This is a genomic window from Mesorhizobium sp. L103C131B0 (genome assembly GCF_000502275.1).
GTDB lineage: Bacteria > Pseudomonadota > Alphaproteobacteria > Rhizobiales > Rhizobiaceae > Mesorhizobium.
The window spans coordinates 259119-283959 of record NZ_AYXC01000003.1 but is presented as its reverse complement, the minus strand read 5'-3'; the positions used below and the strand labels follow the sequence as shown (position 1 = coordinate 283959).

Here is a 24841-nt window from a genome sequence, read left to right as displayed (position 1 = left end):
CAATCGACCTTGCCTCCGATGAGGCTATCCGTGTGGCAGCAGGCGCCGGAGCGTGAAATGAATCGTGCCGGCCTGGGAGCCGGCACGATTTAAGTGCATTGCCGGTCAGGCCTTGGGCAGCGGCATTTCCTTGACCGTCGAGGAATCGGCTGGCGCGTCGCTGCCGAACCACTTCTTGTGGATCGCGGCCAGCGTTCCGTCCTTCTTCATCGCGGTCAGCGCGTCGTTCAGCTTGCCGAGCAGCGGATGGTCCTTGCTCATCATCAGGCCGTACTGTTCGCCGGTCTTGATGCGCTGCTTGACCTTGAGGTCCTTCATCTTGGTGAAGGAGTATTCCATGCCCGGAATATCGCTGACGGCGGCGTCCACGCGGCCCGCGCTGAGGTCGAGCAGCAGGTTCTGCTGCGTGTCATAGCCCTTCACGTCGCTGTAGCCGTCAGCCTCCTGATGCGCCTTGACCCAGGTCTCGCCGGTCGAGCCTGAAAGCACGCCGACGATCTTGCCCTTGAGGTCGGCCTCGGTGTTAACAGCGCTATCGGTCTTCGTCGCAATGCCCATGTCGGAGTCATAATAGGGCTGGGTGAAGGACAGCGTTTTCAGTCGCTCCGGCGTGATGGTGATCGAGGAGATCGCGACATCGATGCGGTTGGAACTGACAGCCGCGAACAGCGCCTGGAAGCCGAGGTCGGCAATGTCGGTGGTCATGCCGGCACGCTTGGCCGCTTCGTTGACGATGTCGACTTCAAAGCCCTCGAACGTGCCGCTCTCGTTCTTGTATTCGAAGGGCGGATTGGTCGGGTAGGCGCCGACATTGAGCACATCGGCGGCAAAGGCGGTGGCCGGGCCGGCAGCGATGCCGATCGTGGCGGCGAGAAGAAGCAGGTTGCGACGAGTGAAGCTCATTTTGTGTTCCCTCTGGTTGTGATCGGGCGGGTTTGCTCCCGCACGGTTTGTTGCCGTCCCACCTCCCAGCGGGGCGTCAATTCATGGCGGCGACCATGCGCTCGAGCGCGGTCGCTATCTGGTCGCGTTCACGGCACACGCACATCCGCAGGAAGGCCGCTGCCGAATTTCCAAAGAGGTGGCCGGGAGCCAGCCCGACGCGCGCCGTCTCCAGTATCCTGGCGCAGGCCTGCCGGGCGTCGCTTTCGCCGTCCATGGCAAAGAAGGCATACATGCCTCCGCGCGGTTTCGTCGGCAGGATGATGCCGGGAATCTGGGCCAGCCTGTCATAGGCAAGGTCGAGGCCGGTTTTGATCCGCTGCCTGATCTCCTCGACCAGCGGCTCGCCTTGGCGGATGGCGGCGACAGCGCCTGCCTGGATAGGCGCGGCGGTGCCGCTGTTGATGTACTGCGTCATGGCGCCAAGCTGGTCGGCCACCCCCGACGGATGCGTCAGCCAGCCGATGCGCCAGCCGGTCATCGCCCACGCCTTCGAAAAACTGTTGACCGACAGCACCCGGTCGCCATCCTCGGCGATCTGCAGGATGGAAGGAGCAACATTGCCGTCGAAATAGAGCCGGCCATAGACCTCGTCGGAGATGATCCAGATGCCGGTGCGCCGGCTGAAGTCGAGCAGCGCCTGCATCTCCTCGCGCGACGCGGTCCAGCCGGTCGGGTTGGACGGCGTCGACAGGAAGATCGCGCGTGTGCGCGCATCGCAAGTGGCGAACAGCCGGTCGAGATCGAGATGCCAGTCGCCCTTGAAGTCGAGCGAAAACGGCCTTGGCTCGCCGCCGATCAGATGGATGGCGTTGTGGATGTTGGGCCATTGCGGCGCGACATAGACGACGTTGCTGCCGGTATCGACCAGCAGTTCCAGCGCCAGGTACAGCGCCTGCATGCCGCCGGGCGTGACCGTGGTGCGCGCAATCGGGATCGTCCGGCCGTGAATGCGCGTTTGGTATTCCGACAGCGCCTCGTTCAGTAGGGGGTGCCCACGCATGTTAGGGACGTAGAACGTCTGGCCTTCATCGAAGGCGGCCTTCGCCGCGTCGCGGATGAAAGCGGGCGTCACCATGTCGCCTTCGCCGTACCAGAGCGCGATCACGTCGCCCAGTTCTCGGGCGCGCACGGCAAGGTTGGCAATGTTTTCGGTGTGCAGGTCACGGATCTGGGCACGTACGCCGTCGAAAGCATAACGCGCGCTGGACGATGACTGGGGCAGTATGAACGACAAGGACTGAAACCCCTCCCACCCGGAGCACCGCGACGGACTGCCCGGCAAGCCCCACCGGCACGACAGTCGCCATCGAGTTTGGATGCTATCCAATGTGCTGCGCTTTTCAAGGAAAAAGTTTTAAGCTTAAAAAGTTTTTGCCCGATCCGGCCCGTCTCACCCCAGCACGGCGCGCGCAGCGGTGCAGTTGGCCGCAGCGCCGGCGCCAAGAAACATGGTATCGCTGGCCAGGACGAAGAAGCTCGCGCCGATAGCGGCCCACTGGCTGATCGTCTGTGGGTTGGCGCAAAATATGCCCGACGTCCTGCCGTGCGCGACAGTCGCGCGGATGATCCTTGTGATCGCCTTATTGAGCTTGTCCACGCCTTTCGGCCCGATCGCATCGATCGACACGGAGAGATCGCCGGGGCCGACGAAGACCACATCGACACCGTCGACGGCAGCGATCGCCTCGATGTTGGCCAGCCCCTCCGATGTCTCGACCTGGACCGCGACGACGATCCTGTCATTGGCCGCGGCCAGATATTCGGGGATGCGATAGCCATAGCCGGCCGCGCGGCCAGGCCCGACGCCGCGCTCGCCCAGCGGCGGATAGCGCGAGGCTTTCACCGCCGCCTCGGCCTGAGCAGCGGTCGAGACGCGCGGCACGAGCACGCCTTGTGCGCCGCTGTCGAGCGCCGCCTGGATAGCTTCCGGCGCATGACCGGGAACACGCACCATGGCCGGCACGCGATGCACGTCGGCCGCGCGCACCATGGTTTCGATCGTGTCGCGCGCGATCTGGGCATGTTCCCAGTCGATGCAGAGGAAGTCGAGGCCGGCGAGCGCCATCACTTCGACGGCGACGGGATGGGGAATAGCGGCGAAGGAGCCGACGAGATTGGTCTTGCCGATGCACTTCTGACGGAACGCGCTCATATTCATCCCCTTTTTCCCCTCCAAATTCATATCCGCAATCGGCGGCGAGGCGAAGCTATTTCAGGCTTGAAATATCTTTGCGCGGGCCTAGCGTGTCGGTCTCCCGCCACGAGTTCCCATGATGATCAAAACGCATCCCCTGCACGGCTCGAACAAACTGAAGCTCGGCGTCTTTTCGACCAATGCCGATGGCGGTCTGGCCATCACCGATGTGCCGGAACGCTGGACGGCAAGCTGGCAGGACAATCTGACGGCGGCCCAGATCGCCGACCGCGCCGGGCTGGAATTTATGCTGCCGATCGCGCGCTGGCGTGGCTTTGGCGGCCGCAACAAGGTGCGCGAATGGTCGTTTGAGACCTTCACCTGGGCGGCAGCGCTGGCGGTGGCCACCGAGCAGATCGGCCTGTTCATGACCGTGCATGTGCCGCTGGTGCATCCGCTCTATGCCGCCAAGGCGCTGGCAACTGTCGACCATATCAGCTATGGCCGCGCCGGTCTCAACATCGTCTGCGGTTGGAACCCGAAGGAATTCGGCATGTTCGGCACGCCGCTGGTCGAAAAGGGCTACGACCAGGCCGCCGAATGGATCGAAATCCTGGAAAAGCTTTACGCCTCGGACCAGCCTCTGGACTACGAGGGCACCTACTATCGCCTCAAAGAGGCGGTGAGCCGGCCGGCCAGCGTGCAGCAGCCGCGACCGGTGACGATGAACGCGGCTTTCGGTGGCCCCGGCCGCGATTTCGCCGCCGCCCGATGCGATTATCTGTTCACGACCTTTGCGGAAATGAGCGACGCCGGCAAGCATGTCGCAGACATCAGCGAACGGGCCGACAAGGTTGGCCGCAACGTCGGCGTCTACACGGCGGCGCATGTCGTCTGCCGTCCAACCGTGGAAGAGGCGCAGGCCTACTACACGCGCTATGCCGNGCTATGCCGTCGATCTGGCCGACCACGATGCGGTCGATGCTCATATGGCAGGCAAGAAGGAGTTCTCGCAGTCGCATGACTCGCATGCCTATGACCGCTACCGGCAGCGTTTCGCCGGCGGCGCCGGCACCTACCCGCTGGTTGGAACGCCAGAGACGATTGCCGCCGAGATGGCGGCAATAGCCGGGCATGGCTACCAGGGCATCGCGCTGTCGTTCGTCAACTACACCCAGGAATTGCCCTATTTCTGCGACCATGTGTTGCCGCTGCTGAAGCGGGTGGGGCTGCGCTGCTGATCAATCAGAGAATAACGAATTCGTTAATCCGGAATAACGGCGGTGGCCTGAATCTCGATTTTGGCGCGATCTTCCACCAGCGCCACCACCTGCATGGCGGCCATCGCCGGAAAATGCCGGCCGATCACCTCGCGATAGGCTTCGCCTATACCCTTGAGATTGCCGAGATATTCGGCCTTGTCGGTGAAATACCAGGTCATCGCGGTGATGTGCCGTGGCTCCGCGCCGGCTTCCGCCAGCACGGCGACGATGTTTTGCAGCGTCTGCCGCACCTGGCCGGCGAAATCGTCGGTCTCGAACTGGCACTGCCCGTTCCAGCCGACCTGTCCGCCCACGAAGACGAGCCTGCCGCGCGCAGCAATGCCGTTGGCGTAGCCGACCGGTTTCGCCCAGCCCTCCGGCTGCAGGATCTGGTGCATTTTCAAGCCTCCCCGGTATTCTTAAAGATCAATCTCAAATCAAATACATCGCCGTCAGGCCGCGCCCATCACCTGCCGTGCGATCACCACCTTCTGCACGTCGGAAGCGCCCTCATAAATGCGCAGCGCGCGGATTTCGCGATACAGGCTCTCGACGATGTGGCCTTTGCGGACACCGTCGCCGCCATGCAGCTGCACAGCCTTGTCGATCACCTCTTGCGCCTTGTCGGTGGCGAACAGCTTGGCCATCGCCGCCTCGCGGGTGACCCGCCCGGCGCCCATGTCCTTGGTCCAGGCAGCGCGGTAGACCAGCAGCGCCGCCGCATCGACGTCCAGCGCCATGTCGGCGATATGGCCTTGCACCATCTGCAGCTCTGCCATCGGAGCGCCGAAAAGTTTGCGCTCGGCCACCCTGCTGATGCTTTCGTCCAGCGCCCGGCGGGCAAAGCCGAGTGCCGCCGCGCCGACCGTCGAGCGGAACACGTCCAGCACCGACATGGCGATGCGGAAGCCGTCGCCTGGCTTGCCGATCAGCGCCGAAGCCGGCACCCGGACCTGATCGAAGGAAAGCCGCGCCAGCGGATGCGGCGCGATCACCTCAAGGCGCTCGGCGATGCCAAGCCCCTTGGCGTCGGCGGGCACGAGAAAGGCGGAAAGTCCCTTGGCGCCCGGCGCCTCGCCGGTGCGGGCAAAGACGACGTAGAGATCGGCGATGCCGCCATTGGAAATCCAGGTTTTCTCTCCGCTGAGGATATAGAAGTCGCCATCGCGGCTCGCCGTCATTTCGGTGTTGGCGACATCCGACCCCGAGCGTGGCTCCGACAGCGCGAAAGCCGAGATTGTCTTGCCGGCCCTGGTCTTTGCCAGCCATTGCTGCTGGTCGGTCGTGCCGAACAGGCTAAGCGCGCCGGTGCCGAGCCCCTGCATGGCGAAGGCAAAGTCGGCCAGCCCGTCATGGCGCGCCAACGTCTCGCGCGTGATGCACAAGGTGCGGACATCGAGCGGTCCCGGATTGTCGGTATCGAGCGCCGTCGGCTTCAGCCAGCCGTCGCGGCCAAGTTTGGCCACCAGTTCGCGGCAGGCGGCATCGACGTCATGGTGATCGACGGGCAGGTTCCTGGCGCACCAGGCATCAAGGCGTTCGGCGAGTTCGCGATGCCGGTCTTCGAAAAACGGCCAGCGGAGGAAACTCCTGTCTGCCATCAATTGCCCTCGAACACCGGTTTTTCCTTGGCCACGAAGGCCCTGTAGGCGCGCTCGAAGTCACGCGTCTGCATGCAGATCGCCTGCGCCTGCGCTTCTGCTTCGATCGCCTGGTCGAGGCCCATCGACCATTCCTGGTTGAGCTGTGTCTTGGTGATGCCGTGCGCGAAGGTCGGACCCGAGACGATGCGCGCCGCCATCTCGAGCCCGTCGGCCTCGAGCACTGCGGCATCGACAAGCCTGTTGTAGAAGCCCCAGCGCTCGCCTTCCGCCGCCGTCATCGTGCGGCCGGTGTAGAGCAATTCGGCGGCACGGCCCTGGCCGATGATGCGCGGCAGGATCGCGCACGCGCCCATATCGCAGCCGGCAAGCCCGACGCGGGTGAACAGGAAAGCGGTCTTGGCCTCCGGCGTGGCGATGCGGATGTCGGCGCTCATGGCGATGATGGCGCCGGCGCCGACCGCGACCCCGTCGACCGCCGCGATGATCGGCTTGCCGCAATTGAGCATCGCCTTGACGAAATCGCCGGTCATGCGGGTGAAGGCGAGCAATTCCTTCATGTCCATCTTGACCAAGGGGCCGATAATGTCGTGGACATCGCCGCCCGAGGAGAAATTGCCGCCATTGGGCAGGAACACCACGGCGTCGACGTCGTCGGCATAGACGAGATCGCGGAACGTGTCGCGCAGTTCCGCATAGCTGTCGAAGGTCAGCGGATTCTTGCGCTCCGGCCGGTCGAGCCGCACCTTGGCGATCCTGTCTTCGACTTCCCAAAGGAAGTGCTTCGGCTTGAGGCCGGCCATCGAACTCATTCGCGTCCCTCCCAGTTGCTGCGGAACGAGGTCAGCATGCCGGTCAGCCGGCGCGCATCCTCCTCGCTGACCTTGGCCAGCAATTCTCCGATCCAACCCTCATGCGCCGCGGCCATTGCGGCAAAAGATTTGGAACCCTCGTCGGTCAGTCGCACCATGGATGTGCGGCGATCGCCATTGCGGCGCGCGCGCGCGACCACCCCTTCCGAAACCAGCCGGTCGACAATGCCGGTGACATTGCCGTTGGATACCAGCAGGAAGCGCGACAGATCGCTCATCAGCATGCCTTCCGGCGCGCGGTAGAGGGCGGCCATGACGTCGAAACGCGGCAGTGTCGTATCGAATTCCTTCTTCAGGCGCTCGCGCAGCTCGGCCTCGATCGTGCGCGAGGCGCGCAGCAGCCTGATCCAGAGACGCAGCCGGTCCTTGCCGGGTCCCGACGGCGCGGGCAATGGGCCGGCTACCATGTTTCGCCTCCTGAGATCGAAATCGCTTGTCCGGTAATCGACGCAGCCGCATCGCCGCACAGCCAGAGCACCGTCGCGGCAACTTCCTGCGGCTGGATGAAACGGCCTTGCGGGTTGGTCGAGGCAAGGCTCGCCCGCGCCTGCTCGACTGAGCGGCCGGTCTTTTCGACGACGCGCTGAATGGATTCCGCCAGCATGTCGGTCTCTACGAAGCCCGGGCAAACGGCGTTGACGGTCACGCCGGATTTCGCCGTCTCGGCCGCCAGTGCCCGCATCAGCCCGACCACCCCATGCTTGGCCGCCACGTAGGGCGCGACATAGGCGTAGCCTTTCAGCCCTGCGGTCGAGGCGACGAAGACGATCCGGCCCGCCTTGCGCGCGGCCATGCCGGCCAGCGCCGGCTTCACCGTCAGGAAGGCGCCGGTCAGATTGACGTCGAGCGTCCGCTGCCAGTCGGCAAGCGAGGTCCTGTGCGTCGGCGTGCTGCCGGCCATGCCGGCATTGGCGACGACGATGTCGAACGGGCCGCGCACGGCTTCCGCTTGCGCGTAGAGCGAAATCATCGCCGCCTCGTCGGTGACATCGGCTGACATGGCGTGGATGCGGTCGTTCTCGCCGGCCAACTTGGCAAGCTCGGCGTCGCGCCTCCCGCATATGGTCACCTCTATGCCGACCTCGGCCAGCACGAGCGCGATGGCCCGGCCGACGCCGGAGCCGCCGCCAGTGACCAGCGCATGTTTGCCTGAAATCGCCCAGGCCGTCGTCATACTTTCAGCCCCGCCGCCGCATCGCGCTCGGCCAGCCGGTAGATCTGGTCGCGTCCGGGCAGATAGGGATCCGGCCATTTGACACCACGATCACCGAGCGTCACGGCCGCATGCAGCGTCCAGTAGGGATCGGCGAGATGCGGCCGTGCCAGGGCCACCAGGTCGGCGCGGCCGGCCATCAGGATCGAATTGACATGATCCGGCTCGTAGATGTTGCCGACCGCCATCGTCGCCATGCCGACCTCGTTGCGGATGCGGTCCGAGAACGGCGTCTGGAACATTCGGCCATAGACAGGCTTGGCGGCAATCGAGGTCTGGCCTGCCGAGACGTCGCATATGTCGACGCCGGCTTCGTGCAGCATCCGCGCGATCTCCACCGCATCGGCCGGCGTCACACCTTCGATGCCGACCCAATCATTGGCCGAAATGCGCACCGAGATCGGCTTTCGCGTCGGCCAGGCGGCGCGCACCGCATGGAAGATTTCCAGGGGATAGCGCATGCGATTTTCCCGCGAACCGCCATACTCATCCGTGCGCTGGTTGGTGACCGGCGTGATGAAGGACGACAGCAAATAGCCATGCGCGGCATGGATCTCGAGCATGTCGAAACCGCAGCGATCTGCCATCTCGGTGGACGCGACGAACTGGTCACGCACCTCGTCCATGTCGGCGCGGTCCATGGCTTTCGGCACCTGATTCTCAGGCGACCATGCAATCGCCGAGGCCGCCATGACCGGCCAATTGCCCGAGGCGAGCGGCACGTCGGTGCCCTCCCAGCCGACACGGGTCGAGCCCTTGGCCCCGGAATGGCCAATCTGCGCGCAGATTTTCGCCTCGGTCTCGGCGTGGACGAAATCGACAAGCCGCTTCCACGCCACCTCATGTTCCGGCGCATAGAAACCGGGACAGCCGGGCGTGATGCGTCCTTCCGGGCTGACGCAGGTCATCTCGATATAGACAAGCCCGGCGCCGCCCTTCGCACGCTCGGCATAGTGGGCGAAATGCCAGTCGGTCGGGCAGCCGTCGACGGCCTTGTACTGCGCCATCGGCGAAACGACGATGCGGTTGTTGAGCTGCATGTCGCGCAGCTTGAACGGCGCGAACATCGGCGCCCGGCGCTGCCTGTTGCCGCCTGCCCCTGCCTGGTGCTGGAACCATTCCTCGGCGCTCTCAAGCCATTTGGCATCGCGCAGCCGCAAATTCTCGTGGCTGATGCGCTGCGAGCGGGTCAGCAGCGAATAATTGAACTGCACCGGATCGAGGCCGAGATAGCGCTCGACCTCCTCGAACCACTCCAGCGAATTGCGCGCCGCCGACTGCAGCTTCAGCACCTCGGTGCGGCGCGCATCCTCATACTTGCGGAAGGCGGCGTCGAGGTCCGGTTCGGTTTTGACATATTCGGCCAGCGCCACCGCGCTTTCCAATGCGAGCTTGGTCCCGGAGCCGATCGAGAAATGTGCCGAGGCCGCCGCGTCGCCCATCAGAGCCAGGTTCTTGTAGGACCAGCGTTCGCACAGCACGCGCGGGAAATTGATCCAGGCCGAACCTCTGATGTGATTGGCATTGGTCATCAGCGCGTGGGCGCCGAGATGTTTCTCAAAGATGCGCTCGCAGACGGCGATGGATTCCTGCTGCGACATGGCGCCGAAGCCGAAGGCAGCCCAGGTCTGTTCGCTGCACTCGACAATGAAGGTCGCTGTCTCGCTGTCGAATTGATAGGCGTGCGCCCACACCCAGCCATGCTCGGTCTTCTCGAAGATGAAGGTGAAGGCGTCGTCGAATTTCTGGTTGGTGCCGAGCCAGACGAATTTGCATTTGCGGGTGTCGATGTCGGGCTTGAAGACTTCGACGAAGGTGTTGCGCGCCCTTGAGTTCAGCCCATCGGCGGCGACGACCAGATCATGCGTCTCCATATAGGGCTGAGGGTCGGCGATATCGCTCTCGAACATTAGCCTCACGCCAAGTTCGCGCGCGCGTCGCTGCAGCAGGACCAGAAGCCGCTTGCGGCCGATGCCACAGAAACCGTGGCCCGACGAGACCGTGCGCACGCCGTCATGGATGACGGCGATGTCGTCCCAATAGGCGAAATGCTTCTTGATCCAGACAGCGCTGACCGGGTCGTTTTTGGCAAGGTTGTCGAGTGTTTCGGCCGACAGCACGACGCCCCAGCCGAACGTATCGTCGGCGCGATTGCGCTCGAACACCGTGATCTCGTGGGCGGCGTCCCGCAGCTTCATTGAAATGGCAAAGTAGAGGCCGGCTGGTCCGCCACCGAGAACCGCAACCTTCATCCGTGCGATCTCCTCTTCGCTTGCTGCATATCAAGTATCGCGCCGGAGATAAAATATTTCAAGCTTAAAGTTTCATGTTGGAACGATTGCTGGACACGGGTGGCGCGCCTGCGGGCTGGCCCCGCAAGCGCGCTCTGGAAATCACTTGTCCGGGTTCTTCGGGCTCCACAGCACAGTCTCGGCACCCTTCTCATAGGCCATCCCATCGGGATAGCTGATCGCCTCCAGTTGCAATCCCCATGGCGCCTGGAAATAGAGAATGGTCTGGCCGGCCGCCGGACCTTCCTTGACCGGCAGCGGACCCATCCGCGTCTTCACCCCCTTGCCGTCGAGATAGGCTTTCGCCGCGGCGACATCATCGACATACATGGCAATGTGGAAGCCGCCGATATCGCTGTTCTTCGGAGTCAAATCCTTCTGGTCAGGCGCGGTGTACTTGAACAGCTCGATGTTCGATCCATAACCGCAACGCACCATGGTGACCTGCTCGATGACAGCCTTCGGATCGACGCCCAGAAGATCCTGCATGAAGGTGCCCTTGTCATCGGCGAACGGACCGAACGACATCGCCTTCTTGCAGCCGACGACTTCGGTGAAGAAGTCGACTGCCTGCTTCATGTCGGGCACCGTGATGCCGGTGTGGTCGTGGCCGCGCATGCCGGGGATCGCATCGGCCGAAGCCGTTCCCATCGAGCAGAACAGGATCGCGGCAAGCATCGTGCCGCGGGCTGCGTAATTCATATTACCCTCCGTTCGCGGGCTGATTTTGCCCTCATGCACGTCCGAAGCCCGCTGTTCGGCGTGGTGGGTGAACAGTCCTATGCCGGCGCTTTCGTTGCTGGCCGCAACCAGTCCGCGTCGATCTCAGGCAGTGGGATGGCGGCAAGCAGGTCGCGCGTGTAGGTCTCCCTGGGATTGTCGAACAGCGCATCGGTGGCGCTCGCCTCGACGATCCTGCCCTCGCGCATGACGATCACCTGTTGGCAGAGCCGCCGGATGACCGACAGGTCGTGGCTGATGAAGGCGACCGTCAGCCCCATCTCCGCGGCCAGTCTCTCCAAAAGGGTGAGGATCTGCGCCTGCGTCGATACGTCGAGGCCGGAGACGATCTCGTCGGCCAGCACGAATTTCGGCGAAAGCGCCAACGCGCGCGCAATTCCGACGCGCTGGCGCTGCCCGCCCGACAGTTCATGACGATAGCGACTAGCGAAGCTTTGCGGCAGGCCGACGCGATGCAATGCCTCGGCGACGCGTTCCCTAAGCCTGTCGCCAAGCCCATTCTGCTTGAGCGGCGCGGCAATGATGCCGGCGATGGTGCGACGCGGGTTGAGCGACGACATCGGGTCCTGGAAGATCATCTGCAGGTCGCGGCGCAGAGGTCGCAGCTCCGCATCCGGCAGATGGGCGATATCGCGGCCCTCGAAATGGATGCTGCCGACGCTCGGCTCCAGAAGTCTGACAAGCGTGCGGCCGAGCGTCGATTTTCCGGACCCGGATTCACCGACGATGCCGGTCACCGAACCTCTCGGCAAATCGAAATCCAGGCCTCTCAAAATCTCGGCCAGCGGCGCGCGCCCGATCAGCGGCTTGCGGGCCATGTCGGGCAGCGCCACCTTCAGCCCGCGCACGGAAAACAGCGGCTCAACCATGCGGCCCTCTCCACGCCTGGTCGGAGGCGGCGATCTCCGCAGCGAGTCCTGCCAGCACCGTCTCATCCACCGGCTTCAGCGAGGCAAAGGGATCCGTGTAGCGCGGCGTAGCGGCCATCAATGCCCGCGTATAGGGATGCTCAGGCGCGGCGAAGAGAGCGGCTGTGTCAGCCTCTTCCACCACCTTGCCGGCGTAGAGCACAGACACTTGCTGGCTGATCTTTGCAACGACGCCGAGATCGTGGGTGACGAACAGGATCGCGGTGCCATGCTCGCGCTGCAGCTCGGCGATCAGTCGCAGGATCTGCTTTTGCACGGTAACGTCGAGCGCGGTTGTCGGCTCGTCGGCCACGATCAGCCGTGGCTCGGCGGCGAAGGCGGCGGCGATCAGCACACGCTGGCGCATGCCGCCGGACAGCTCGTGCGGATAGCATTTCAGCACCCGGTCGGGATCGCGGATCTGCACCTCATCCAACAATTGCCGGATACGCTTGTCCGCCTTGTCACCGTTCCAGCCGAGAATGCGCACCAGCCGGTCAGTCATCTGCGGACCGATGCGGCGCGACGGGTTGAGCGCAGTCAACGGATCTTGCGGGATCAGCGCCGTGCGAGCGCCGATCAGCGTGCGCCTTGCCTTGGGCTGCAGCCTGCCGAGGTCTTCGCCTTCGAGCTGCATGGCGCCTTCGACGATGCGCACGCTTGACGGCAGCACACCGAGCACCGCCTTGCCGATCATCGTCTTGCCGGCGCCGCTCTCGCCAACAAGAGCACGCACCTCACCCGGCTGCACGGAGAGCGACACCGAGCGCAGCACGCGCTGGCCGTTCGGCAGCACGGCGCTCAGATTGGCAATATCCAGGCAAGCGCTCATCGCAGCACCGGATCGAAGCGTGTCTTCAGCGCCTCACCGAACTGGCTGAACGACAGCACGGTGAGGATCAGCGTGACAAGCGGAAACACCAGCACCCACCAGGCCTGATGGATCGACAGCCGGCCCTCGGCGATGATGCCGCCCCAGGTCGGATCGTCGGTCGAGATCGACAGATTGACGAAGGACAGGATGGCCTCCACGATGACGGCGATGCCCATCTCCAGCGACAGCAGTGCCACGATCGACGGCACCACATTGGGCAGCACCTCGCGCAGCATGATGCCGATGCGGCCATAGCCGGCGATGCGGGCGTTCTCGACATAGTCCATGCGCGACTGGCCCATCGCTTCGGCGCGGATCACCCGGCAAAAGCGCGTCCAGTCGATTGTGACGATGGCGAGGATGACGGAACTGAGGCCGGTGCCGAGCACCGCGACCAGCAGGATGGCGAACAGCACCGGCGGGAATGCCATCCAGACGTCGACGATGCGTGAAATGATGCGGTCGGCCCAGCCGCCGAAATAGCCGGCGACCAGTCCGAGCGTCGAGCCGACAAGGCAGGCGGCGATCGCCGCCGCGAAAGCGACGATGAAGGCGATACGGCCGCCGAAGATCAGCCGGGAGAGGAGATCGCGGCCGAGGCTGTCGGTGCCCAGCCAATAGCCGGATTCCGCACCACTCATCCAGAATGGCGGCAGCCGTTCCAGCATCAGGTCTTGCGCCAGCGGGTCCTGCGGTGCGACCAGCGGCGCGAAGATCGCGGCCAGCAGCGCCAGCAGCAGCCAGCCGCCGGCCAGCCACAGCCTCGGGCCCAGTCCGCGCCGGGCGATGCGTGCCTCATCCATGGCGCAGCCTCGGATTGAGCAGCGCATACATCATGTCGACGCCTAGATTGATCAGCACGAACAGCAGCGCGAACACCAAAACAATGCCCTGGATCAGCGGCAGGTCGCGGTTGATGACGGCATCGATCGCCATGTTGCCGAGCCCTTCGTAGGAAAACAGCCGCTCGACGATGACCGTGCCGCCGACAAGGAAGGTGAACTGGACGCCGACGAGAGTCAGTGTCGGCAAGGCAGCGTTCTTCAGCGCCTCGCGCAGGATAACCTGCGTTTCCGAAAACCCCTTCACCCGCGCCAGCACGACATAGTCGAGGTCCAGCACTTCCTTCAGCGACTGTTTCAGCAACTGCGCGATGATTGCCGCCAGCGGCAATGCCAAGGCTACTGCCGGCATCAGCATGTGTTTCAGCAGATCCCAGGTCAGGTCGAAGCGCAGCCGAAGCAAGCTCTCGAAGAAATAGAACTGGGTGACGAAGGGCAGGTCGAGCTGCGGCGACACGCGGCCGGAAATGTCGAAGATCGGCACCAGCACGCCAAACAAAAGGATCAGCACGAGGCCCCACAGGAAATCGGGAATGGAAAGGGCGGCGCCGCTGGCGATATCGATGCCGGCTTCGACCGCCGTGACGCGCTCGCGCGCGCCGAGGACCGCCGTCGTGCCGCCTAGCGCCATCGCCATGATCAGCGCAACGATGGCGAGTTCCAGCGTTGCCGGCAAGCGGTTGAAGACGAGGCTGAGCACATCTTGCCGGAGCGAAATCGAGGTACCGAAATCGCCCCTGACAACACCGGACAGCCAGATGAAGAATTGCTGCACGATGGTCTTGTCGAGCCCGTAAAGTGCACGCAGCCGGTCGATGTCGGCATTCGTCGCACCGGGCGGCAGCATCATGGCGATCGGGTCACCGGGCGCAACGCGGATCACGACGAAGACGACGACGGCCACGCCGAACAGCGTAATCAGCATCGTCAGCAGACGGATCAGGAATCGTTGCAGGAGCATTCTGGTGTAGGCCCAGTGCGTTTCTAACGAAGAGCCCCCTCATCCGTCCGCTTCGCGGCCACCTTCTCCCCGAGGGGAGAAGAGGTCACGGACGGCTGAGCTGGTCTCTTCTCCCCAGGGGGAGAAGGTGGCCCGAAGGGCCGGATGAGGGGGCCACCCAGCGAAGAATGGCGCCCACAAGCCGATATCAGGCCGGGGTCATCAGCGCCGGCAGCAGCGCGCCGGACACATGCTGCACCACGTTGACGCCCTTGGCATGCACGATAGGTTGCGCATACTGAATCAGCGGCAGCACATAGGCCTGCTCGGCGATATACTTGTCGACAGCCTTCCAGCCGGCGATGCGCTTGGCCTCGTCCTTCTCGCCCCAGAGCGGATTGATCATGTCGATCAGGTCCTGGCTGTCCCACACCGAGTGCGGGCTCGGCCCATACATGGCAAAACCAGTCGACGTCGTCGGGTCGCCGATGGCGTTGCCCCAATTGTAGAAGGCGGCCGGCGCCAGCTTGTCGGCGGCGCGCAGTTCATAGTGCTTGGCGATCTCGTAGACCTCGATCGTCGCCTCGATGCCGACCTTACGCCACATGCCGACGATCGCCTGGATCATCTCATAATCCTTGGGCTTGAAGCCCTTGGTCGTCTGGATGGTGAACTTGACCGGTTTTTCCGGCGAATAGCCGGAAGCCGCGAGCAGCTCCTTGGCCTTTTCCGGATTGTGCTCGACCTTGATCGAGGCGTCGAAGGCCGTGTACTCCGGGGTCTCCAGCGCAGCGATCGGTTGGCCATAGCCGCGCAGCAGCCGCTTGACCAAAAGCTCCTTGTCCACAGCCATGACGGCGGCCTGGCGGACGTTCTTGTCCAGCATCGCTTCGATGTCGTTGAAGAAGATCATGCCGATGTCGGAAACGGGCTTGCACGAGCCGGCAAGCCCGTCCTTGGCGATCAGCCGGTCATACTCTTCATAGGGGACCTCCAGCGTCACCTGCGAGGAACCGGATTCGATTTCGGCAACGCGGCTCGCCGCATCAGTGACGAACTTGATCGTCACATTCTCGAAGGCCGGCTTGTCGCCCCAATAGTGCGGGTTGGCCTTCAGTCGGAGGAAAGCATTTCGCTCGAATTTTTCCACCATGTAAGGGCCGGTGCCGATCGGCGCCTTCTCGAAACCTTCGGCGCCGACCTTCTCATAATAGGCCTTCGGCAGGATGTAGCCGGTCAGGAACGACATCCATTTAAAGTAGACCGGATCGAACTGCACGACGTCGCCGGTGATCTTGTTGCCGTCGATCTTGAAATTGTTGACGTTCTTCCAGACGAACTGGATCGGATTGCCGGTCTTTTCGTCGCCCGCCCGCTGCAGCGACCAGACCACGTCCTCGGGCGTGAAGGGCGAGCCGTCATGCCAGGTCACGCCTTCGCGCACCGTCATCGTCACCTTGGTGCGATCCTCGTTCCAGCCCCATTCGGTGAGCAGGCCAGGCGCAAAGGACAGGTCCGGCTTTTGCGGAATGAACTGGTCGAACACTGACTGGTAGAGGCCCTGGATCGTCGGGTTGACGGCCGAGGGTCCGGTGGTCGGATCCCAGGACGGCAGGTTGACGTTATAGGCGATGGTCAGCTCGCCCGCTGCCGCCTTGGCGATCTCAGGCAGGCCGATCGCCGCCACCCCAAGTGCCGCGGCACTGTATCCCAGCAATTCTCGTCTGTTGATTGTCATGGTCGTTCCCCTTGTTGGTTTTGTTGTCTTTGCGCGGCACTATCAGTTTATCGATCCGGGCTTCGTGGGCAGCAGCGCCTTGCCTCTCGTCGCCTTCATGAAATCTTGCGAGCTACCTCCCGCCAAGCTGTTGTGCGAGCATGAAGCCAGAGGCCGCGCCGGTGCCGGCGCCGGGCCATGTCGCGGCGCCCGTGAGATGCAGATTGCCGACCGGCGTGTTCCAGCCGGCATAACCGCGCGCCGGGCGGAACAGGAAATTCTGTGCCAGATGGTGGCTGCCGCAGACCTGGTCGCCACCGACGAGATTGGGGTTCTCACGCTCGAGGTCGATTGGCGAGAACACTGCACGGCCGAGGATTTTCGGGCGCAGTCCGGGTGCGTATATTTCGATGATGTCGAGCACGCGCTCGGCGTAGGCATCCTTGACCTGATCCCAATGCGCGGGCGCGATCCTGCCTGCCGCATCGCCCAGGATTTCGGCAGGCAGCATGCGCACCTGCACCCACAGCACATGTTTGCCCTGAGGCGCGCGCGACGGATCGATCGCGGTCGGCTGGCCGACGACCAGCACCGGTTCGTCCGGCAGCATGCCCGCCATCGCCTGCTGATAGGTGCGCGACATCGCGTCGAGCGACGGCGACAGATGCACATAAGCGAACTGCCGAAGCTCCGCGCCGGCGCGCCAATCGGGCAGGTCGTCGAGCGCCAGATGGATCATCATCGTGCCCGGCGCGTGCCGGAATTTCTGCATCGCCGTGTCGAAGCCGGCGTCGCCGGAACCGTTGGGCAGCAACTTGCCGGTCAGCGCCCTGGGCGCGACGCCGGCAATCACTGCCTTGGTGGCCGTATGTGTCTCACCTGAAGCGAGTCGCACGCCCGATGCCTTGCCGCCGGCAACGGTGATCTCGGCAACTTCCGCCCCGGTGACGATCGTGCCGCCCGCCGAGGTGACCATACCTGCCAGCGCCCGGATGATCGTGTCGGCGCCGCCCTTGCCTAGCACCATGCCAAAGCTCTGGTTGGCGATCGATTCCAGATAGGGGAACACGGCGCCGCCGGCGGTGTCGGGTGCGAAATCGAGATGCATGCCCCAGGTGGCAAGCGTTGCCCGCACATAAGGCGACTCGAAGGTCTCCTCCAGCCAGGCGCGAGGTGACGACAGCAAAAGCCGGCCGGTATCGAGCGCGCCTGACATGCCCTTCTTGCGCCACAGGTTCCAGGCGGTGCCGGCAAGCGCGCGGGCACTCATCGGCGATCCCAGCAGCCGGAACAGATGCTCGGCCTCAGCAGGAAAGGCGGCAACGAGCTTGCGCCACGTCGCGGCATCGGCGGCGGAGAACGCGGCCAGCCGCGTGGCAGTCCTTTCCAAGTCATTGCTGACGCCGAACCAGCGTCCGTCCGGAAAGGCGCTGGCGAAACAGTCGGCGACCGGCGCGAACTCAAGACCCTGCGCTTTCAATTCATTTGCATATTTCCGGTGGAAGGCGGAGCCGGCAAACAGGCTCAGATTCATTGCACCGAAATCGTGCCGGAACCCTGGGAGGGTGTATTCGTGGGTCTGGACGGCACCGCCGATTGCTGCGCTGCGCTCGAAAATCCCGGTTTTCCAGCCTTTCAGCGCCAGATGCGCGGCGCATGCCAGACTGTTGTGGCCCGCCCCGACAAAGATGGCGTCGAACTCGCTCACGCCCCGTTCCCATTTCCTTTATGCTTAAAGATAATTGCAGATGCATATGTTTTCGTCTAGTAGGATATTAAGGGCCGAGACGAGCCTTGATCTTCACCAGAAAGAGGGAACTTCAGACCATGGACACGCAAAAACTCCTCGGCGAAGTCGCCGGCCAGCTGCTTTCAGGCGCCATCAGGGTGGTCGACCTCTCTGCGCAACTCGGACCCGACACGCCTCTTATCAAGCTGCCGCCGGAGCTTGCCGTCGACACGCCAAAGGTCGAGATCCATAACATCTCCCGTTATGACAAGAACGGCCCGTGGTGGGCATGGAACTGGCTGAAGCTTGGGGAGCATTCGGGCACGCATTTCGATGCGCCGCAGCATTGGATCAGCGGCAAGGACTATCCGGACGGCGCCACCGACACCATTCCGGCGCAGAATTTCATTGGTCCGGTCAATGTCATCGACTGCTCGAAGGAAGCCGCCGCTGACCACGACTTCCTGCTCACCGTCGACCACATCAAGGCGTGGGAAGCCAAGCATGGCGCCATCAACGCCGGGGAGTGGGTGGTGATGCGCACCGACTGGTATAAGCGCAATGGCTCGGAAGCCGAATTCCTCAACGCCAACGAAACCGGCCCACATACGCCAGGTCCGACAGCCGAAGCCATCCAGTTCCTGATCAGCAAGGATATCAAGGGCTGGGGCTCAGAGACGATCGGCACCGATGCCGGCAAGGCAGGCGGGATGGAGCCGCCATTTCCAGCCCACACGCTGATGCACAAGGCGAACCGCTATGGCCTCGCCAGCCTCTGCAACCTCGACCAGTTGCCTCCAAAGGGCGCCATCCTGATCGCCGCACCGCTCAAGATCGAGCATGGCACCGGCAGCCCTATCCGCGCGCTGGCGCTTGTATCCAACGGCTAGGTGAAAGCACGCCAAGGTGAGCCAGCCGGATCACATCATCGTTGGCAGCGGCATCAACGCGCTGGTCTGCGCGGCGATGCTCGGCGGCAAAGGGGCGCGTGTGCTCGTCCTCGAGCGCAATGACCGCATCGGCGGCTGCGTGCGTACCGAGGAGATCACCGCTCCCGGCTTTATCCATGACGTGATGGCAACCACCTTCGTGCTGTTCATCACCTCGCCGGCTTTTGCGGCGTTGGGCGGCGATCTCGCCAGGCACGGGCTGGAATTCTGCCACACCGGCACGCCAACCGGCGTGCTGCGGCCGGACGGCAGTCATGCAGTGCTCACCACCAACCGCGCCGCCAATGTCGCGGCAATCAATGCGATTGCCGCCGACGATGGCGACCGGTATGCGGACGATGTCAGCGGCATCGAGCGCAATGCCGGCCTGTTGTTCGGCCTGCTCGGCGGCAGCCTGTGGTCCTATCCGACGGCGAAACTGCTGGCCGGCGATGCCTGGCGGCGCAGCCCACGCGGCCTTGCCGCCTTTCTCGGCGAAGCACTGGTGCCGGCGCGCAGCTGGCTGGAAAGCACCTATCGGTCCGAGACAATCCGCGCGCTGTGGGCGCCCTGGGTGCTGCACGCCGGGCTCGGACCGGAAGACGCCTTCTCAGGGCAGATCGCCAAGGTCATTGCCTTCGCGCTGGAAGCGGCCGGGGCGCCGATCGTCAAGGGTGGAGCGAAGACCCTGCTCACCGCCTTCGAAGCTCTGATAAGGGAACGTGGTGGCGACATCCGCACCGGCGCCGATGTCGCCTCGATCGTCCAGAGCGGTGGCCGCGCGACCGGCGTGCGGCTGGCGTCGGGCGAAACGATCACTGCCAACAAGAGCGTCATCTGTTCGGTCACGCCGACGCAGCTTTACGGCCGGCTGGTCGGCAGCGAAGCTCCCGAAGCCGATGTCGAGGCGACACAGAAATACCGCTACGGCAAAGGCAATTTCCAGATCCACTATGCGCTGAACAAGCCGCCGGCATGGCGCGGCGAAGGCCTCGACAAAGTCGCGCTGCTGCACCTGACGCCGGGGCTCGACGGCGTCTCGAAAGCCTGCAACGAAGCGGCGCGCGGCATGCTGCCGGACGTGCCGACCATCTGTGTCGGCCAGCCGCATGCGCTCGACCCATCGCGCTGCCCGCCTGGCAAAGCAATACTGTGGCTGCAATTGCCCGAAGCGCCACGTCACATCAAGGGCGATGCTGCCGGCACGCTGCAGGCGCCCGCCGACGGACAATGGACCGAGGCGTTGCGCGAAGCCTATGCGTATCGTGCCGAAGCCATCCTGGCCAGCCATATCGATGGCTTCAAGGATAGCGTCATTGCGCGCCGCGCCTATTCGCCGGCCGATCTCGAAGCGATGAACATCAACCTGGTCGGCGGCGACCCCTATGGCGGCTCGTCGACTATCGACCAGTCGTTCCTCTGGCGGCCGTTCAAGACCAGCCGCAACCATCAGACCGGCATCAAGAACCTCTACCATATCGGCGCCTCGACCCATCCAGGCGCGGGCCTCGGTGGCGGTTCCGGCTTTCTCCTGGCGGGGAGGCTGTGATGGAGCAGAAGGTTCTGGAAAAGCGCCAGCGCATCTCGACCCTCGGCCAGATCGGCCTGCAGCAATTCGCGCCCTATCTGATGAACCGCATCATGGGGCGCTACAACGCCACCTTGCGCGACGATTTCCGCAAGCAGGGCCTGACCATTCCGCAGGTCCGCACGCTCGCCGTGCTGTCGGTCACCGACGGTGTCACCGTCAACGACCTCTCGGTCTACACCGTCATCGAGCAGTCGACCTTGAGCCGCACGCTCGACACGCTGGAAGGGCAAGGCTTCGTGCGGCGCGAGCAAGGCGTCACAGACAGCCGCATCCGCCATGTCTTCCTGACCGATGACGGCCGCGCCGAGTTCGCGCGCGCCTGGCCGGCAATGCATGACGCGTTCGAGGCGATGTTCGACGATGTCGACGACGCCGAATACGCGGCGCTGATCGCCACATTGCAGAAGATGCTGAAGAACATTCGCAAGCACGACATCTAGACGTTAGGCGCCGGCCGCACCGCCGGCAACGGAAGGTTGGAAAAATGGCCGAACGCTCTTTTGCCAAGGAAGTCGAAAAACTCAGGCTCGGCGCCGGCGAGGAATTTGCGGGCGAAGGCATTCTCGCCATCACCAAGGCGCTGCTGCAATGCGGCGTCGGCTATGTCGGCGGATACCAGGGCGCGCCGATCAGCCATCTGATGGACGTGCTGGCCGACGCACAGGAGATTCTGGGCGAACTCGGGGTGCATTCCGAGGCGAGCGCCTCGGAAGCCACCGCCACCGCCATGCTGGCGGCCTCGGTGCATTACCCCATTCGCGGTGCGGCGACCTTCAAGTCGACCGTCGGCACCAATGTCGCGTCCGACGCACTGGCCAACCTCGCCTCCGGCGGCGTCACCGGCGGCGCGCTGATCATCGTCGGCGAGGATTATGGCGAGGGTTCCTCGATCATGCAGGAGCGCAGCCATGCCTTCGCCATGAAAAGCCAGGTCTGGCTGCTCGACCCGCGCCCGAACCTGCCTTCGATCGTCAAGGCGGTGGAGGATGGTTTCGAGCTGTCCGAAGCGTCCAATACGCCGGTGATGCTGCAGGTGCGCATCCGCTGCTGCCACGTCCACGGGCACTTCATAGCCAAGGACAACAAGCGCCCGCCGATGACGGTGGCCGATGCGCTCGACGCGCCGCGCCGCGACACCGGCCGCATCGTGCTGCCGCCCGCCTCCTTCCTGCACGAGAAGGAGAAGGTGCAAAAACGCTGGCCGGCGGCGGTCGATTTCATCGCGAGGAACAAGATCAACGAGTTCTTCGGTTCGGACCATGGCTCGGTCGGCATCGTCATGCAGGGCGGCATGTACAATTCGGTCATCCGCGCCTTGCAGCGGCTCGGCCTTGCCGACACCTATGGCGAGACGGATGTGCCGCTCTACGTTCTCAACGCCGTCTATCCCCTGATCGATGACGAGTTCCTCACCTTCTGCGAAGGCAAGCAGACGGTGCTCGTGGTCGAAGAGGGCCAGCCCAACTACATCGAGCAGGCCTTTGCCGCCATGCTGCACAAGGCCGGGCGCGGCACCAGGCTGGTCGGCAAGGAGTATCTGCCGATGGCCGGCGAATATACCGGCCAGGTCATGCTGGACGGCATCGGCGCCTTCCTGCGCGCCGAGGCCCCGCATCTCTTGCCGGGTGAGGTGCGCGCGCCCAACAAGGTCGGCGACGGCGTTGACGCCGCGGACCTGATCAACGTCGTGCCGGGACGTCCGCCAGGCTTCTGCATCGGTTGCCCGGAGCGGCCGATTTTTGCCGCGACAAAGCTGGTCGAGCAGGAACTCGGGAACCACCACATCGCATCCGACATCGGCTGCCATTTGTTCTCGATCATGCCGCCTTTCGAGCTCGGCGCCACCACCATGGGCTACGGGCTGGGGCCGGCATCGGCATCGGCGTTCAATTCGCCCGACGCCAAACGGCGGTCGATCTCTTTCGTCGGCGATGGCGGCTTCTGGCACAATGGCCTGACCTCCTCGATCGGCAACGCGGTCTTCAACAAGAACGACGGCGTCATCGTCATCGTCGACAATTTTTACTCCGCCGCCACCGGTGGGCAGGACATCCTGTCGTCGCGTGCGGGCAACAAGACCAAGTCGACCAAGCATCCGATCACCGAGGCGGTGAAGGGCATGGGCGTCAAATGGCTGCGCCATGTCGACCGCACCTATGACATCACCAAGATGCAGGACACGTTACGTGAGGCGCTGACGACGGACGAAAAGGGTCCCAAGGTCATCGTTGCCTCGTCTGAATGCATGCTCAATCGCCAGCGCCGCGAAAAGCCGCTGGTCGACAAGGCGATCAAGGGTGGGACTCGCGTCGTCAAGCCGAAGTTCGGCGTCGATGAGGATATCTGCACCGGCGACCATGCCTGTATGCGGCTGTCCGGCTGCCCGTCGCTGTCGGTAAAGTCGCTCGACGATCCGTTGCGCGACGATCCGGTGGCATCGATCGACCAGAGCTGCGTCGGCTGCGGCAATTGCGGTGAAGTGGCGGATGCAGCGGTGCTGTGCCCTTCCTTCTACCGCGCCGATGTCGTGCACAATCCCCGCCGCTGGGATCGTTTTCTGGAAGGCACGCGCCGCGCCGTGATCGGCCTGCTGCAGCGGCGCCGTGAAAGCCGCAGGTTGACGTTCGCCGATGCTTGACCAGGCTTCGCCCTTGCGCCCGAAATCCGATGCCGCCGATACCGAGCCGGTGATCAAACTCGCTTTGCTCGCGGTCGGCGGCCAGGGCGGCGGCGTGCTCGCCGACTGGATCACCGATGTCGCCGAGCGCAATTCCTATGTCGCGCAATCGACCTCGGTCGCCGGCGTCGCCCAGCGCACCGGCGCTACGATCTATTACGTCGAGATGGCCCGCGACACCGGCCGGCTGCCGGTCTTTGCCCTTTCGCCTTCGCAAGGCGATGTCGACATATTGATCGCCGCCGAGCTGATGGAAGCCGGCCGCGCCATCATCAGGGGCTTCGTCACGCCCGATCGCACCACGCTGATCACCTCCTCGCACCGTATCGCCGCGGTGTCGGAAAAGATCGAGCCGGGTGACGGCCGGGCCTCGTCTTCCAAGGTACGCGCGACGGCGGAAGCTGCATCGAAACGCTTCATCGCCTTCGACATGGAAAAGATCGCCGCGGACAATGGCTCAATGATCTCGGCCAGTCTGCTTGGCGCGCTGGCCGGCTCCGACGCATTGCCGTTCACGCGTGAAAGCTATGAGCAAGCGATCGGCGCCGGCGGCCGGGGTGCGAAAGCCAGCCTTGCTGCCTTCGCCGTCGCCTACGACCGCGCGCGCGGTACGACGGCCCCCGCGCCAGAGCCGGCAGAACCGGCCACGGTCGACCCCGCTTCGGGCGCAGGGCGCGTGAGCGGTCCGCAGAACCTGCTGCAGGGTTGGCAGGCGCTGGCCGCCCGCATCGACCTGATGCCCGCGGCGGTGCGCGACATGGCGCTCCGGGGCCTGAGAAAGGTCGTCGACTACCAGGACATCGCCTATGGCCGCGACTATCTCGACCGGCTCGACCAGGCGGTCGCGCTGGATAGCGCTGAACATGCCCATGCATTGTCCATCGCTGCCGCCAAGCATCTGGCCAACGCGCTGTGCTACGACGACATGATCCGCGTCGCCGATCTCAAGACACGTTCGACGCGTGACCGGCGGGTGCGCAAGGAGGTGGGCGTCAAGGACGGCTCCATCCTGCAGGTGACCGAATATTTCCATCCGCGCATCGAGGAGTTCTGCGGCACCTTGCCGGCGGGGTTGGGCAGCTACATCGAGAACCGACCGAAACTTGCCGGCTTTCTCGACCGGCGCATCAATCACGGCCGGCGCATCCGCACCGACAGCTTTGCCGGCTTTGCGGTCCTCTGGTTCATTGGCGGCCTGCGCCGCTGGCGCCGCCGCCTGTTGCGCCACAAGGTGGAGACGGCGCATCTGGAGCGGTGGTATGCATTGGCACTTGGATATGTGCCCCAGGATTACGCGCTCGCCGTCGAAATCCTGAACTGCCGCCGGCTGATCAAGGGCTACAGCGACACCCACGTCCGCGCCCAGTCCAAATTCGATCGCGTGCTGTCGGCGCTCGATCTGGTCAAGGGCCGCGATGACGCTGCCGACTGGATCAGGCGGTTGCGCGAAGCTGCGCTGAAAGACGAGAAAGGCGACATGCTCGATGGCGCGGTGAAGACGGTGGCATCGTTGTCTGATCATGGTGTGGGAGGAGGTCGAGCTTAGGCTGGTACCTCTACGCTACTGCCGCCGTT

General features: G+C 63.9%; 21 protein-coding genes and 1 pseudogene. 6 read left to right on the top strand and 16 right to left on the bottom strand.

Annotation, left to right across the window (positions count from 1 at the left end):
• Window positions 1-105: 105 nt before the first annotated feature.
• The 3 genes from X730_RS156200 to X730_RS156210 all read right to left on the bottom strand — a co-directional run bounded on the left by X730_RS156200 (window position 106) and on the right by X730_RS156210 (window position 3097).
• Window positions 106-903 carry an ABC transporter substrate-binding protein gene (locus tag X730_RS156200; RefSeq protein WP_023682726.1) on the bottom strand — a complete coding sequence of 266 codons (798 nt, stop codon included), beginning with the start codon at window positions 901-903 and terminating at the stop codon, window positions 106-108.
• 76 nt (window positions 904-979) lie between these two features.
• Window positions 980-2179, bottom strand: coding sequence for a pyridoxal phosphate-dependent aminotransferase (locus X730_RS156205; RefSeq protein WP_023667810.1), 1200 nt, complete (start codon window positions 2177-2179; stop codon window positions 980-982).
• Window positions 2180-2335: 156 nt separating this feature from the next.
• On the bottom strand, window positions 2336-3097 hold the full coding sequence (locus X730_RS156210) for an aldolase/citrate lyase family protein (RefSeq protein WP_023825925.1): 762 nt from the start codon (window positions 3095-3097) through the stop codon (window positions 2336-2338).
• Window positions 3098-3218: 121 nt separating this feature from the next.
• On the opposite strand from X730_RS156210, the pseudogene X730_RS01000000164265 reads away from it, so the two are divergent.
• Window positions 3219-4320: pseudogene (locus X730_RS01000000164265) on the top strand (LLM class flavin-dependent oxidoreductase).
• Between the two features lie 23 nt (window positions 4321-4343).
• On the opposite strand, the gene X730_RS156215 reads toward X730_RS01000000164265, so the two are convergent.
• The 13 genes from X730_RS156215 to X730_RS156275 form a co-directional block, all read right to left on the bottom strand.
• Window positions 4344-4739: a RidA family protein gene (locus X730_RS156215; RefSeq protein WP_023753961.1), complete on the bottom strand. Its 396-nt coding sequence runs from the start codon at window positions 4737-4739 to the stop codon at window positions 4344-4346.
• 54 nt (window positions 4740-4793) lie between these two features.
• On the bottom strand, window positions 4794-5942 hold the full coding sequence (locus X730_RS156220) for an acyl-CoA dehydrogenase family protein (RefSeq protein ID WP_023753960.1): 1149 nt from the start codon (window positions 5940-5942) through the stop codon (window positions 4794-4796).
• The gene (locus X730_RS156225) at window positions 5942-6754 is read right to left on the bottom strand and encodes an enoyl-CoA hydratase family protein (RefSeq protein ID WP_023753959.1); all 813 of its coding nucleotides are present in this window, start codon (window positions 6752-6754) and stop codon (window positions 5942-5944) included. Before X730_RS156225 ends, X730_RS156220 begins: the two co-directional genes overlap by 1 nt.
• Window positions 6751-7221: a MarR family transcriptional regulator gene (locus X730_RS156230; protein ID WP_023667803.1), complete on the bottom strand. Its 471-nt coding sequence runs from the start codon at window positions 7219-7221 to the stop codon at window positions 6751-6753. The genes X730_RS156225 and X730_RS156230 overlap by 4 nt, the downstream gene beginning before the upstream one ends.
• Window positions 7215-7988, bottom strand: coding sequence for an SDR family NAD(P)-dependent oxidoreductase (locus X730_RS156235; protein WP_023753958.1), 774 nt, complete (start codon window positions 7986-7988; stop codon window positions 7215-7217). Before X730_RS156235 ends, X730_RS156230 begins: the two co-directional genes overlap by 7 nt.
• Window positions 7985-10279 carry a bifunctional salicylyl-CoA 5-hydroxylase/oxidoreductase gene (locus X730_RS156240; RefSeq protein WP_023753957.1) on the bottom strand — a complete coding sequence of 765 codons (2295 nt, stop codon included), beginning with the start codon at window positions 10277-10279 and terminating at the stop codon, window positions 7985-7987. The genes X730_RS156235 and X730_RS156240 overlap by 4 nt, the downstream gene beginning before the upstream one ends.
• 141 nt (window positions 10280-10420) lie before the next feature.
• Complete coding sequence (locus tag X730_RS156245) at window positions 10421-11020, bottom strand: VOC family protein (protein ID WP_023699864.1); 600 nt, start codon at window positions 11018-11020, stop codon at window positions 10421-10423.
• Window positions 11021-11097: 77 nt separating this feature from the next.
• A complete protein-coding gene (locus X730_RS156250) occupies window positions 11098-11928 on the bottom strand; it encodes an ATP-binding cassette domain-containing protein (protein ID WP_023825924.1) in 831 nt (276 codons plus the stop codon).
• Entirely contained in the window at window positions 11921-12799 is an 879-nt protein-coding gene (locus X730_RS156255) for an ABC transporter ATP-binding protein (protein ID WP_023686914.1), read from the bottom strand. Before X730_RS156255 ends, X730_RS156250 begins: the two co-directional genes overlap by 8 nt.
• Entirely contained in the window at window positions 12796-13644 is an 849-nt protein-coding gene (locus X730_RS156260; protein WP_023825923.1) for an ABC transporter permease, read from the bottom strand. The genes X730_RS156255 and X730_RS156260 overlap by 4 nt, the downstream gene beginning before the upstream one ends.
• Window positions 13637-14644 (bottom strand): ABC transporter permease, encoded by a 1008-nt coding sequence (locus tag X730_RS156265; protein ID WP_023825922.1) that lies wholly within the window; start codon window positions 14642-14644, stop codon window positions 13637-13639. The genes X730_RS156260 and X730_RS156265 overlap by 8 nt, the downstream gene beginning before the upstream one ends.
• A gap of 187 nt (window positions 14645-14831) precedes the next feature.
• The gene (locus X730_RS156270; RefSeq protein WP_023825921.1) at window positions 14832-16361 is read right to left on the bottom strand and encodes an ABC transporter substrate-binding protein; all 1530 of its coding nucleotides are present in this window, start codon (window positions 16359-16361) and stop codon (window positions 14832-14834) included.
• A 112-nt stretch (window positions 16362-16473) separates the two neighbouring features.
• On the bottom strand, window positions 16474-18048 hold the full coding sequence (locus tag X730_RS156275; protein ID WP_023825920.1) for an NAD(P)/FAD-dependent oxidoreductase: 1575 nt from the start codon (window positions 18046-18048) through the stop codon (window positions 16474-16476).
• A 119-nt stretch (window positions 18049-18167) separates the two neighbouring features.
• On the opposite strand from X730_RS156275, the gene X730_RS156280 reads away from it, so the two are divergent.
• Genes X730_RS156280 through X730_RS156300 form a run of 5 tightly spaced genes read left to right on the top strand, consistent with a single transcriptional unit; the run spans window position 18168 to window position 24812 of the window.
• Window positions 18168-18959, top strand: a complete 792-nt coding sequence (locus X730_RS156280) for a cyclase family protein (RefSeq protein WP_023708108.1) — start codon at window positions 18168-18170, stop codon at window positions 18957-18959.
• A 16-nt stretch (window positions 18960-18975) separates the two neighbouring features.
• Window positions 18976-20547 (top strand): NAD(P)/FAD-dependent oxidoreductase, encoded by a 1572-nt coding sequence (locus X730_RS156285; protein ID WP_023825919.1) that lies wholly within the window; start codon window positions 18976-18978, stop codon window positions 20545-20547.
• Window positions 20547-21029, top strand: coding sequence for a MarR family transcriptional regulator (locus X730_RS156290; RefSeq protein WP_023825918.1), 483 nt, complete (start codon window positions 20547-20549; stop codon window positions 21027-21029). Before X730_RS156285 ends, X730_RS156290 begins: the two co-directional genes overlap by 1 nt.
• 44 nt (window positions 21030-21073) lie before the next feature.
• Window positions 21074-23227 (top strand): indolepyruvate ferredoxin oxidoreductase subunit alpha, encoded by a 2154-nt coding sequence (locus X730_RS156295; RefSeq protein WP_023825917.1) that lies wholly within the window; start codon window positions 21074-21076, stop codon window positions 23225-23227.
• The gene (locus X730_RS156300) at window positions 23220-24812 is read left to right on the top strand and encodes an indolepyruvate oxidoreductase subunit beta family protein (protein WP_023825916.1); all 1593 of its coding nucleotides are present in this window, start codon (window positions 23220-23222) and stop codon (window positions 24810-24812) included. Before X730_RS156295 ends, X730_RS156300 begins: the two co-directional genes overlap by 8 nt.
• Window positions 24813-24841 lie beyond the last annotated feature (29 nt).

Excerpts from the sequence above, each read along its gene's own strand:
- X730_RS156200 (WP_023682726.1), bottom strand. The coding sequence starts at position 903 with ATGAGCTTCACTCGTCGCAACCTGCTTCTTCTCGCCGCCACGATCGGC.
- X730_RS156210 (WP_023825925.1), bottom strand. The coding sequence starts at position 3,097 with ATGAGCGCGTTCCGTCAGAAGTGCATCGGCAAGACCAATCTCGTCGGC.
- X730_RS156215 (WP_023753961.1), bottom strand. The coding sequence starts at position 4,739 with ATGCACCAGATCCTGCAGCCGGAGGGCTGGGCGAAACCGGTCGGCTAC.
- X730_RS156220 (WP_023753960.1), bottom strand. The coding sequence starts at position 5,942 with ATGGCAGACAGGAGTTTCCTCCGCTGGCCGTTTTTCGAAGACCGGCAT.
- X730_RS156225 (WP_023753959.1), bottom strand. The coding sequence starts at position 6,754 with ATGAGTTCGATGGCCGGCCTCAAGCCGAAGCACTTCCTTTGGGAAGTC.
- X730_RS156230 (WP_023667803.1), bottom strand. The coding sequence starts at position 7,221 with ATGGTAGCCGGCCCATTGCCCGCGCCGTCGGGACCCGGCAAGGACCGG.
- X730_RS156235 (WP_023753958.1), bottom strand. The coding sequence starts at position 7,988 with ATGACGACGGCCTGGGCGATTTCAGGCAAACATGCGCTGGTCACTGGC.
- X730_RS156240 (WP_023753957.1), bottom strand. The coding sequence starts at position 10,279 with ATGAAGGTTGCGGTTCTCGGTGGCGGACCAGCCGGCCTCTACTTTGCC.
- X730_RS156245 (WP_023699864.1), bottom strand. The coding sequence starts at position 11,020 with ATGAATTACGCAGCCCGCGGCACGATGCTTGCCGCGATCCTGTTCTGC.
- X730_RS156250 (WP_023825924.1), bottom strand. The coding sequence starts at position 11,928 with ATGGTTGAGCCGCTGTTTTCCGTGCGCGGGCTGAAGGTGGCGCTGCCC.
- X730_RS156255 (WP_023686914.1), bottom strand. The coding sequence starts at position 12,799 with ATGAGCGCTTGCCTGGATATTGCCAATCTGAGCGCCGTGCTGCCGAAC.
- X730_RS156260 (WP_023825923.1), bottom strand. The coding sequence starts at position 13,644 with ATGGATGAGGCACGCATCGCCCGGCGCGGACTGGGCCCGAGGCTGTGG.
- X730_RS156265 (WP_023825922.1), bottom strand. The coding sequence starts at position 14,644 with ATGCTCCTGCAACGATTCCTGATCCGTCTGCTGACGATGCTGATTACG.
- X730_RS156270 (WP_023825921.1), bottom strand. The coding sequence starts at position 16,361 with ATGACAATCAACAGACGAGAATTGCTGGGATACAGTGCCGCGGCACTT.
- X730_RS156280 (WP_023708108.1), top strand. The coding sequence starts at position 18,168 with ATGGACACGCAAAAACTCCTCGGCGAAGTCGCCGGCCAGCTGCTTTCA.
- X730_RS156290 (WP_023825918.1), top strand. The coding sequence starts at position 20,547 with ATGGAGCAGAAGGTTCTGGAAAAGCGCCAGCGCATCTCGACCCTCGGC.
- X730_RS156295 (WP_023825917.1), top strand. The coding sequence starts at position 21,074 with ATGGCCGAACGCTCTTTTGCCAAGGAAGTCGAAAAACTCAGGCTCGGC.
- X730_RS156300 (WP_023825916.1), top strand. The coding sequence starts at position 23,220 with ATGCTTGACCAGGCTTCGCCCTTGCGCCCGAAATCCGATGCCGCCGAT.